At 47.7% G+C, this 11464-nt stretch carries 8 protein-coding genes, 1 tRNA gene and 3 rRNA genes (1 of these 12 running past the window's edge); 5 read left to right on the top strand and 7 right to left on the bottom strand.

The genetic code is table 11. The annotated features are described in order from the left end of the window. Positions 1–121: 121 nt before the first annotated feature. From F0316_RS01875 to F0316_RS01865, 3 genes are all read right to left on the bottom strand, one after another. Positions 122–1210, bottom strand: coding sequence for an MJ1255/VC2487 family glycosyltransferase (locus tag F0316_RS01875; protein ID WP_001903894.1), 1089 nt, complete (start codon positions 1208–1210; stop codon positions 122–124). Continuing rightward, the gene (locus tag F0316_RS01870) at positions 1207–1740 is read right to left on the bottom strand and encodes a phosphatase PAP2 family protein (RefSeq protein WP_033837886.1); all 534 of its coding nucleotides are present in this window, start codon (positions 1738–1740) and stop codon (positions 1207–1209) included. Before F0316_RS01870 ends, F0316_RS01875 begins: the two co-directional genes overlap by 4 nt. A gap of 129 nt (positions 1741–1869) precedes the next feature. Continuing rightward, positions 1870–2505: a TetR/AcrR family transcriptional regulator gene (locus tag F0316_RS01865; protein ID WP_000175326.1), complete on the bottom strand. Its 636-nt coding sequence runs from the start codon at positions 2503–2505 to the stop codon at positions 1870–1872. Between the two features lie 382 nt (positions 2506–2887). On the opposite strand from F0316_RS01865, the gene leuA reads away from it, so the two are divergent. The 5 genes from leuA to F0316_RS01840 all read left to right on the top strand — a co-directional run bounded on the left by leuA (position 2888) and on the right by F0316_RS01840 (position 8612). Next, positions 2888–4438 (top strand): 2-isopropylmalate synthase, encoded by a 1551-nt coding sequence (leuA, locus tag F0316_RS01860; protein ID WP_001064850.1) that lies wholly within the window; start codon positions 2888–2890, stop codon positions 4436–4438. A gap of 111 nt (positions 4439–4549) precedes the next feature. After that, positions 4550–5641: a 3-isopropylmalate dehydrogenase gene (gene leuB, locus F0316_RS01855; protein WP_000132137.1), complete on the top strand. Its 1092-nt coding sequence runs from the start codon at positions 4550–4552 to the stop codon at positions 5639–5641. Positions 5642–5698: 57 nt separating this feature from the next. Next, positions 5699–7102: a 3-isopropylmalate dehydratase large subunit gene (leuC, locus tag F0316_RS01850; protein ID WP_000030313.1), complete on the top strand. Its 1404-nt coding sequence runs from the start codon at positions 5699–5701 to the stop codon at positions 7100–7102. Between the two features lie 15 nt (positions 7103–7117). Continuing rightward, positions 7118–7720, top strand: coding sequence for a 3-isopropylmalate dehydratase small subunit (leuD, locus tag F0316_RS01845; RefSeq protein ID WP_069216917.1), 603 nt, complete (start codon positions 7118–7120; stop codon positions 7718–7720). 100 nt (positions 7721–7820) lie between these two features. After that, positions 7821–8612: a DUF547 domain-containing protein gene (locus F0316_RS01840; protein WP_148523451.1), complete on the top strand. Its 792-nt coding sequence runs from the start codon at positions 7821–7823 to the stop codon at positions 8610–8612. A 58-nt stretch (positions 8613–8670) separates the two neighbouring features. Here the strand turns inward: F0316_RS01840 and rrf (F0316_RS01835) are convergent. From rrf (F0316_RS01835) to F0316_RS01820, 4 genes are all read right to left on the bottom strand, one after another. Beyond that, positions 8671–8786, bottom strand: a 5S ribosomal RNA gene (gene rrf, locus F0316_RS01835). A gap of 42 nt (positions 8787–8828) precedes the next feature. Beyond that, positions 8829–8904, bottom strand: a tRNA-Thr gene (locus tag F0316_RS01830). 48 nt (positions 8905–8952) lie between these two features. Further along, positions 8953–9068, bottom strand: a 5S ribosomal RNA gene (gene rrf / locus F0316_RS01825). 129 nt (positions 9069–9197) lie between these two features. Then, positions 9198–11464 (bottom strand): 23S ribosomal RNA (locus F0316_RS01820) (it continues 620 nt past the right edge of the window).

The following is an 11464-nucleotide window of genomic DNA, read 5'->3' as shown; positions in this document are numbered from 1 at the left end:
AGCCTTAATAATCAATACGATTAATTTTTATAAAAATCTATAAAAATGCATTTTTAATGGGTTTTTATTAATTATTAATTTGAACAATAGATACATCCTTTACTGAAGACTAATATTCACGTCAAAAATGTTTTAACGAAGGACTCATTGAGTTAGTCAGTTCATTACCCAAAATTGCGTAACTGGGGAAATCGACTTTTTGCCAAAGTTGCTGACAAAGTACTTCACTATTTTCCCATTTCCCCTTGAGAATCCATTCAACTAAAAAGTGAGCCACATCGGGATAGATCACTCGCTCAGCCTGTTTCTCATCAAGCCACAGACGTAAGCAGGCAGGGTCAAGAAACTCCATCACACTTGCCAGCCCAAGTGTTTCAAGGGTTGCCGCATTACTCACCTGTTCAAATTGGCCAGCCAATGGCTTCATTAATAATTTTTTGCCTAACGCTAAAGCTTCCGAAGGCAACTCAAAACCACCACTGGTGATCACTCCGCTGCATTGGTGTAAATGATGCTGAAAATCACCATGATGCAAACGACGCAGTTCGACATTTTCCGTCAACTCGTTTTCTGGCACCTCGGGGTGATAACAAATGAAGTGAATATTGGTAAATCTATACAGTAACTCACAGATTTCATTCACATTTTCAAATGGAAGGTAGACTAATATAAAGTTCTGCTGACTCAGCGGCTGCTCCGGCGCATAAATAATGGGAGGCAAAATCGGCTGTTCAAAATGGTACCAATGTAAACCTAAATGGTACTGGGCTGGCGCAAAATGCCGCAAGATCGCTTTATCCAGCCAAGAAGCACCTTTTAATGGCACTGGATACAAGAAGGCATTCTGATGACTAATTCCAATACAGGGAATATTTTGTAATTTGGCAGCCCAAGCCGTCACTGGCTCAAAATCGTTCAAAATCAGGTCATAACCAGAAAGATCTAAGCGCTTCACCTCCTTCCAAAACTGCAACAGATTATTCTTACGTAACGTTTTAACGTAATTGACGTGGCCATTTTCGGTGGCAAAGGTCAGCCCTCGTCGAGTCGCAAAATCACCAAAGCATTCCATTGAAAAATACTTCTCAACAGGACGTCCTGAGAACAGATAATCCACATCAACTTGCTGCTGCTTAAGTGCCGCACACATGGCTCTTGAACGCGCAATATGCCCATTCCCGGTTCCTTGAACGCCATACAGTATTTTCAAATGCTTTTCTCCATTACGCTCATTGCATAGGTTGCGCTGCCCATCCCAAGCAAAGCTCCAGCGATCACATCACTTAGAAAATGCACGCCTAATAACACTCGCGCCAAGCCAATTAAACCTGCCCAACAAAGTGCGACGGCATACCAATGAGGATAGATATAACCAATTAATGTCGCCATGACGAAGGCGGCGGCGGTATGTCCCGACGGTAAGCTGTAGCGATCGCTCGGCGTGATATAAGCCGTGACTAAGGCGGAAAGTTCTTGTGGACGTCGGCGCTGAAAACTGTTTTTCAGCAACCAATAAATCGGTAATTCAATAGCAAACGCAAGCAAGCCAACCGCGAGAAACAGCAGCCCATGAGTCTCATCTAAGCACCAAGCTAGAATGCCCATCAGCGCGTAAAGATGCCCATCTCCTGTATGAGAAATTGACTTACTGAGCCTCGCGACTCGCGTATTGTACTTATGCTGTAAGCAGAGTAATGAAAAAGCTAAATCGAGTTTAGCGATCGGTTCCATAGCTCTCATCACACATCCTTCCTTCTGGTGAGGTGATGCTTTGAGCTTATCGGCAGCAAATGACAGTCAGGTGAAAATTGTTTGTCGAAATGGTGACAAGCGAGCGGTCAGCCTAGGTATGCACTCTATGTTGAGAGCTTATCCCATTCTCGTTATAAACCCTTGTTCCATTAGCTGAATGTTGTGCTCAACCAAGCTTTCAAGGAAGGTTTGTGATAATTCAACCCCATGAATCTTAAGTAGGGCTGGCGGAGCGATAAAAGGAAAAATCATTAAACTTAGGTAAGAAATTTTGCACAGTTGCGGATCCATACCTTCTCGAATCACGCCTCGCTCAATCAGCTTCTCAAACAAAGTTTCCTGAATCGGACGCGTAATATCGAGAACCACTTTCTCAATCAACTGCTTTTTCATATCGCTACCAGGCGTATTCATCACCTGCATAATCAGACGTGGGAAATACGGTATTTTGAACATTTCTCGATAATAAGTACGCATTAAATCGGTCAGATTTTGGTGACTACTCTCAGCAACCAACAACCCGAGCTGCGCTTTCATCGGTAGCAAAGTTTCACGCAACATGGTCTCAAATAAGCCAGCTTTATTCGCAAAATAATAGCGAATTAAACTGATATCGACGCCCGCTTTGCTCGCAATCAAACGTGTCGAAACTTTGTCATAAGGCATGACAGAGAAAAGCTCACGGGCATGCATGATCAACTGGTCACGAGCTTGAGTCTGTTGGCTTGGTCGGCCGACTTTACGTAATGTCATCAGAGTTCCTTATTCATCAGTCGATGAATTATAAATACTCGGATACTTTTTCTTCAAATTACCTGCCTTTTCAACTGCTCGTTTCTCAGTGTTACACTCAAATACTTATCAAGATGAATAAAAAATCAACTTTGGGGTTGACGCATTGTGTCGAGTACGGTACTAATCTGTTAACTTAATTGTGTGGATTGTTACAGATGACAATGCGTTTTTCTCTCCTGCTAGGCCTACTACTGATCGTGGAACCATCACGCGGGTAGGCTGTGGACGAAAAATACCACACAAGATAAAAAACCCGCAGCTGATGCGGGTTTTTTTATAGCCGATTTTTACAACAATATTCAGGAAGTTAGCCGTTAACTCTCAGTGCGAGGAAGCAAACATGAACAATCAGGTGATTATATTCGATACCACATTACGCGATGGAGAGCAGGCTTTGTCTGCCAGCCTGACGGTAAAAGAGAAACTGCAAATCGCCTACGCACTGGAGCGCTTAGGGGTAGATATTATCGAAGCAGGTTTCCCCGTTTCCTCTCCGGGCGATTTTGAATCGGTACAAACCATCGCTAAAAACATCAAAAATAGCCGTGTTTGTGCCCTTTCGCGAGCCGTTGCGAAAGACATTGATGCCGCGGCAGAAGCCTTGAAAGTCGCCGAAGCCTTTCGTATTCACACTTTTATCTCCACATCCACTATCCATGTACAAGACAAATTGCGCCGCAGCTATGACGATGTCGTCGAAATGGCAGTCAAAGCGGTGAAACATGCGCGTCAATATACGGATGATGTGGAGTTCTCTTGTGAAGATGCTGGCCGCACACCTATCGATAACTTGTGCCGTATGGTCGAAGCCGCGATCAATGCCGGTGCGCGTACCATCAATATTCCAGATACGGTCGGCTACACAGTGCCGAGCGAATTTGGCGGCATTATTCAAACGCTGTTTAACCGAGTGCCCAATATCGATAAAGCGATCATCTCCGTGCATTGTCATGACGACTTAGGCATGTCGGTAGCCAACTCGATTGCCGCTATTCAAGCGGGAGCTCGTCAAGTAGAGGGAACCATCAACGGTATTGGCGAACGTGCGGGTAACTGCGCATTGGAAGAGATCGCGATGATCATCAAAACCCGTCAAGAGTTGCTCGGGGTAACCACAGGCATTAAACACGACGAGATCAGCCGTACCAGCAAGCTTGTCAGCCAGCTTTGCAACATGCCGATTCAAAGCAACAAAGCGATTGTCGGAGCCAATGCGTTTAGCCACTCTTCGGGCATTCACCAAGATGGCATGCTCAAAAACAAAAATACCTACGAAATCATGACTCCCGAATCGATAGGCCTCAAAAACCAAGCACTGAACCTCACTAGCCGTAGTGGGCGTGCCGCAGTGAAAAGCCATATGGATTCAATGGGCTACAACGAAAATGAATACAATTTGGATGCCTTGTATGAAGACTTCTTGAAGCTGGCAGATCGCAAAGGCCAAGTGTTTGATTACGATTTAGAGGCCTTGATGCATTTCTCCAATTTGCGTGAAGAAGATGACTTCTACAAACTCAATTACTTGAGCGTGCAATCGGGTAGCGTGATGGCCACCACCAGTATTAAGTTGCTGTGTGGCGGTGAAGAAAAATGCGAAGCCGCTGTTGGTAATGGTCCAGTCGATGCGTTATATCAGTGTATCTATCGCATCACAGGGTATGAGATTGTACTCGATAAATTCGATCTCACCGCCAAAGGCGAAGGTGAAGATGGTCTTGGTCAAGCGGATATCATCGCTAACTACAAAGGGCGTAAATATCACGGTACCGGCGTCTCAACCGACATCGTTGAAGCTTCCGGTCAAGCCTTGTTGCATGTTATCAATAGCATTCATCGCGCGGATCAAATCGCCCAGATTAAACAGAAAAAAAGCGTCGCTACGGTTTAATGCTCATACTCCTTAGCTCTACTGAAGTTACTGCTAACCCTGAGTAGCTTCAGTATTCAAGAACCTTAGGCGACACAAACACAACTTAAAAATCGATCATAAAGGACTCGCATGACAGACAGAGATTACAAAATTGCCGTATTACCCGGCGACGGTATCGGCCCGGAAGTGATGGCACAAGCCCACAAAGTGTTGGATGCGATTGAGCAAAAACACGGCATTCGTTTCAGTCGTGAAGAGCACGATGTTGGTGGTATTGCGATTGATAACCATGGTTGCCCACTGCCAGAAAGCACTCTGCGTGCCTGTGAAGAAGCGGATGCGGTCTTGTTTGGTTCCGTCGGAGGGCCAAAATGGGAACATCTGCCACCTAACGAGCAACCTGAACGCGGTGCTTTGCTACCACTGCGTAAGCACTTCCAACTGTTTTGTAATTTGCGCCCCGCGCAGATCCACCAAGGTCTGGAAGCCTTTTCGCCCCTACGTGCTGATATCTCTGCTCGCGGTTTCGATATTGTGGTGGTGCGTGAGCTGACTGGCGGCATTTACTTTGGTCAACCCAAAGGCCGTGAAGGTGAAGGCGCTCATGAAAAAGCGTTCGATACTGAGGTTTACCACCGTTTTGAAATTGAACGTATCGCGCGAATCGCCTTTGAGTCGGCTCGCTTGCGTCGTAAGAAAGTCTGCTCTATCGACAAAGCTAACGTGCTGCAAAGCTCAATACTGTGGCGCGAAGTGGTCAGCGAGATTGCCAAAGAGTATCCCGATGTCTCGCTTTCACACATGTACATCGATAATGCCACCATGCAACTTATCAAAGATCCAGCACAGTTCGATGTGATGCTCTGCTCGAACATTTTTGGCGACATCCTTTCTGATGAATGCGCGATGATCACAGGCTCCATGGGCATGCTCCCTTCGGCCAGTATGAATGAGAGCAAGTTTGGCTTGTACGAACCTGCAGGCGGCAGCGCGCCAGATATCGCAGGCAAAAACATCGCCAACCCTGTCGCGCAGATCCTTTCTGCTGCGCTCATGCTGCGTTACAGCTTGGGCGAAGAAGCGGCAGCGCGTGATATTGAAAACGCGGTTAGCCAAGCATTAGCAGCAGGTGAACTGACGGCGGATCTCGCAGGCAATAAACCAGCCCTATCGACCTCAGCAATGGGCGATAAAATCGCAAGCTATATTTTGAATTCATAAGTTTGAGAGTGGGGTTACCCCACTCCTCTTTAGCTCACTGAGCTCAAGGAAGAAGCAATGTCAAAAGCCAAAACTCTTTACGAAAAAATTTACGATGCCCATGTGGTGGTTGCCGCACCGGGTGAAACGCCGATTTTGTACATCGACCGTCATCTAGTCCATGAAGTGACCTCTCCACAAGCCTTTGATGGCTTGCGTGAAAAAGGTCGCCCAGTACGCCAAGTTAGCAAAACCTTTGCGACCATGGATCACAACGTCTCCACCACCACCAAAGACATCAATGCCTCAGGTGAAATGGCGCGCATCCAAATGCAAACGCTTTCCAAAAACTGCGAAGAGTTTGGCGTCACGCTGTACGACATTAACCACAAGTACCAAGGCATTGTGCATGTGATGGGACCTGAGCTTGGTATTACCCTCCCCGGCATGACGATTGTATGTGGCGATTCACACACTGCAACTCACGGTGCATTCGGCTCGCTTGCCTTTGGGATAGGCACCTCAGAAGTAGAACACGTACTGGCTACCCAAACCCTAAAGCAAGGCCGCGCTAAGACGATGAAAATCGAAGTGCGTGGTAAAGTGGCTCCCGGCATCACCGCTAAAGACATCGTACTGGCGATCATTGGTAAAACAACTGCCGCTGGCGGTACAGGCTATGTCGTGGAATTTTGTGGAGAAGCGATTCGCGATCTCTCCATGGAAGGTCGCATGACCGTGTGTAACATGGCGATTGAACTTGGTGCGAAAGCAGGCTTGATTGCCCCTGATGCAACTACGTTCAACTACATCAAAGGCCGCAAGTTTGCCCCACAAGGCAGTGATTGGGATGCCGCAGTCGACTATTGGCAAACCTTAAAAACCGATGATGATGCACAGTTCGATGCCGTCGTGACGCTTGAGGCCAGTGAAATCAAACCGCAAGTGACTTGGGGTACCAACCCAGGCCAAGTGATTGCCGTTGATGAGCCAATCCCATCACCTAGCCAGTTTGCCGATCCTGTTGAACGCAGCTCAGCAGAAAAAGCTCTGGCTTACATGGGACTTGAAGCCGGCAAAATGCTCTCCGATTATAAGGTCGATAAAGTGTTCGTCGGTTCATGCACCAACTCGCGCATCGAAGATATGCGCGCTGCGGCAGCGGTAGCCAAAGGGAAAAAAGTCGCCTCTCATGTCCAAGCATTGATCGTGCCCGGATCCGAACAAGTGAAAGCGCAAGCCGAAGCGGAAGGCTTAGATAAGATCTTTATTGAAGCAGGATTTGAATGGCGCTTGCCGGGTTGCTCAATGTGTTTAGCCATGAACAATGACCGCTTAGGGCCAGGAGAACGCTGCGCGTCTACCTCAAACCGCAACTTTGAGGGACGTCAGGGACGTGATGGTCGCACTCATTTAGTTAGCCCAGCAATGGCAGCCGCCGCGGCGATTGCAGGTCACTTCGTTGATATTCGTCAGTTTTAATTCAAGGAGAACCCCATGTCAGGATTTCAGCAACACACCGGCTTAGTCGTTCCTCTTGATGCCGCCAACGTCGATACGGATGCGATCATTCCAAAGCAGTTTTTGCAAAAAGTGAATCGCACTGGCTTTGGCAAACATCTGTTCCACGACTGGCGATTTTTGGACGATGCAGGTGAAAAAGCCAACCCAGAATTTGTGATGAACCAACCTCGCTACCAAGGCGCTAGCATCTTGCTCGCAAGAGAGAACTTTGGTTGCGGCTCCTCACGCGAACACGCCCCTTGGGCATTAGCGGATTACGGCATCAGAGTCATGATTGCCCCAAGCTTTGCCGATATTTTCTATGGTAACTCGATCAACAACCAGATGGTGCCCGTTCGTTTAACCGAGCAAGAAGTGGATGAGCTCTTTAGCTATGTTCATGATACGGAAGGTGCAACGATTACCGTCGATTTAGAAGCGCTGAGCGTAACCGCGAATAGTAAAACCTACCATTTCGAGATTGACGATTTCCGTCGCCATTGTCTACTCAATGGCTTAGACAATATCGGCCTGACTCTACAGCACGAAGCAAAAATTGCGGAGTATGAAGCCAAGATACCGAGCTTCTTAAAATAAGCATTTCTAGGCTGCCAAATCGCAGCCTTTTTTATCGCGAAAGAAAATGCGTTGCCATCGGGTCTAGCTAATCACAATCTCACGATAAGGTTACTCTGATATGAAAACACTCTTCGCTTTCTGTATTCTGATTTTTTCCAACATAGTATACGCAGCGCCAAAGGCGGAGCTTTGGTCTTATTGGCAAGCGAGCAACGACAGTAATACGGCAAGCGTCTCTCACCGAGCTTGGCAAAGCATCCTCGATCGCCATCTTGTCCAAGTGGGAGAGAACGCCCTCTTTCGTTATGCAGAAGTAACAAAGGAAGATAAAACGCTACTCAATGATTACTTAGATCAACTTTCAAAATTGGATCCAAGAGAATTTAACCGCCAAGAGCAATATGCTTATTGGGTTAATCTCTACAACGCTCTGACAGTGAAATTAATTTTGGATAACTACCCAGTCGCGTCCATAACCAAACTAGGGAGCCTATTCAGTTTTGGACCGTGGGATGAAAAAGTTTTTACTGTGGCAGGACAAACCCTCACCCTCAATGATATTGAGCACAAGATTTTACGCCCTATCTGGAAAGATCCACGAACCCATTATGCGGTCAATTGTGCCAGCTTAGGCTGCCCAAATCTGCAATCCCAAGCCTTCACCGCACAAAACTCAGAGCAACTACTTAGTAATGCAGCACATACCTTTATCAATAGCAGTAAGGGAGCAACATTAAACAATGACACCTTAATCCTCTCCTCTATTTATGACTGGTTTGCCGTTGATTTTGGTAATAAAGAAGATCTTCTTATTCACCTTGCGCAGTATCGTCCTGAGCTATCCCTTTATTCAGGCAACATCGACTATCAATATGATTGGAAACTGAACGATGCGAAAGAAAAGAAATAATACAGAAAAGTGAAATAGCAAAAAGCCGCTGTATTTCTACAGCGGCTTCGTAAATCAAGCCTGGCGATGTCCTACTCTCACATGGGGAGACCCCACACTACCATCGGCGCTACTTCGTTTCACTTCTGAGTTCGGGATGGAATCAGGTGGGTCCAAAGTGCTATGGTCGCCAAACAAATTTTGTGATGTCAGCTTTAAGCTAAGCATCGAAATAGATGGTGCTGATACCCAGAATCGAACTGGGGACCTCATCCTTACCAAGGATGCGCTCTACCGACTGAGCCATATCAGCACACAAAAATTTAAAACACGTTATAAGTAACGTGTTTTGTAAATTAAAGCCTGGCGATGTTCTACTCTCACATGGGGAAACCCCACACTACCATCGACGCTGTTTCGTTTCACTTCTGAGTTCGGGATGGAATCAGGTGGGTCCAAAACGCTATGGTCGCCAAGCAAATTCTGTTTTTGATTTCACTTTTTCTTAAAAAGTGATAACCAACAATTCTGGAAAGCTGTCTTCGTTCTCACACACATTCTTATGCGCTTAGCTTTGAGTCCACTACAAAACCCCTTGGGTGTTGTATGGTTAAGCCTCACGGGCAATTAGTACAGGTTAGCTCAACGCCTCACAACGCTTACACACCCTGCCTATCAACGTTCTAGTCTCGAACAACCCTTTAGGATACTTAAAGTATCAGGGAAGACTCATCTCAGGGCTCGCTTCGCGCTTAGATGCTTTCAGCGCTTATCAATTCCGAACTTAGCTACCGGGCAATGCGTCTGGCGACACAACCCGAACACCAGAGGTTCGTCCACTCCGGTCCTCTCGTACTAGGAGCAGCCCCCTTCAATCTTCCAACGCCCACGGCAGATAGGGACCGAACTGTCTCACGACGTTCTAAACCCAGCTCGCGTACCACTTTAAATGGCGAACAGCCATACCCTTGGGACCGACTTCAGCCCCAGGATGTGATGAGCCGACATCGAGGTGCCAAACACCGCCGTCGATATGAACTCTTGGGCGGTATCAGCCTGTTATCCCCGGAGTACCTTTTATCCGTTGAGCGATGGCCCTTCCATACAGAACCACCGGATCACTATGACCTGCTTTCGCACCTGCTCGAACCGTCATTCTCGCAGTTAAGCGGGCTTATGCCATTGCACTAACCTCACGATGTCCAACCGTGATTAGCCCACCTTCGTGCTCCTCCGTTACTCTTTGGGAGGAGACCGCCCCAGTCAAACTACCCACCAGGCACTGTCCTCAACCCAGATAATGGGTCTAAGTTAGAACATCAAACATACAAGGGTGGTATTTCAAGGACGGCTCCAACGCAACTGGCGTCACGTCTTCATAGCCTCCCACCTATCCTACACATGTAGGTTCAATGTTCAGTGCCAAGCTGTAGTAAAGGTTCACGGGGTCTTTCCGTCTAGCCGCGGGTACACTGCATCTTCACAGCGATTTCAATTTCACTGAGTCTCGGGTGGAGACAGCGTGGCCATCATTACGCCATTCGTGCAGGTCGGAACTTACCCGACAAGGAATTTCGCTACCTTAGGACCGTTATAGTTACGGCCGCCGTTTACCGGGGCTTCGATCAAGAGCTTCGCTTGCGCTAACCCCATCAATTAACCTTCCGGCACCGGGCAGGCGTCACACCGTATACGTCATCTTGCGATTTTGCACAGTGCTGTGTTTTTAATAAACAGTTGCAGCCACCTGGTATCTGCGACTCTCGTCAGCTCCATCCGCGAGGGACTTCACCATCAAGAGCGTACCTTCTCCCGAAGTTACGGTACCATTTTGCCTAGTTCCTTCACCCGAGTTCTCTCAAGCGCCTTGGTATTCTCTACCCGACCACCTGTGTCGGTTTGGGGTACGATTCCTAACTATCTGAAGCTTAGAGGCTTTTCCTGGAAGCATGGCATCAATGACTTCACTGCCGTAGCAGCTCGACGTCGTGTCTCAGCCTTAAAGAGAGCCGGATTTACCTAACTCTCAAGCCTACGCACTTGAACCAGGACAACCGTCGCCTGGCCCACCTAGCCTTCTCCGTCCCCCCATCGCAATAGTCAGAAGTACGGGAATATTAACCCGTTTCCCATCGATTACGCCTTTCGGCCTCACCTTAGGGGTCGACTCACCCTGCCCCGATTAACGTTGGACAGGAACCCTTGGTCTTCCGGCGAGGAGGTTTTTCACCCCCTTTGTCGTTACTCATGTCAGCATTCGCACTTCTGATACCTCCAGCAAACCTTACGATTCACCTTCAACGGCTTACAGAACGCTCCCCTACCCAATATCTAAAAGATATTGCCGCAGCTTCGGTGTATTGCTTAGCCCCGTTACATCTTCCGCGCAGGCCGACTCGACTAGTGAGCTATTACGCTTTCTTTAAATGATGGCTGCTTCTAAGCCAACATCCTAGCTGTCTGAGCCTTCCCACATCGTTTCCCACTTAGCAATACTTTGGGACCTTAGCTGGCGGTCTGGGTTGTTTCCCTCTCCACGACGGACGTTAGCACCCGCCGTGTGTCTCCCGGATAGTACTTACTGGTATTCGGAGTTTGCAAAGGGTTGGTAAGTCGGGATGACCCCCTAGCCTTAACAGTGCTCTACCCCCAGTAGTATTCGTCCGAGGCGCTACCTAAATAGCTTTCGGGGAGAACCAGCTATCTCCGAGTTTGATTGGCCTTTCACCCCTAGCCACAAGTCATCCGCTAATTTTTCAACATTAGTCGGTTCGGTCCTCCAGTTGATGTTACTCAACCTTCAACCTGCCCATGGCTAGATCACCCGGTTTCGGGTCTATATCCAGAGACTGAGCGCCCAGTTAAGACTCGCT

This window comes from Vibrio cholerae (assembly GCF_008369605.1).
Lineage (GTDB): Bacteria > Pseudomonadota > Gammaproteobacteria > Enterobacterales > Vibrionaceae > Vibrio > Vibrio cholerae.
This window is presented reverse-complemented; position numbering and strand designations above follow the sequence as displayed.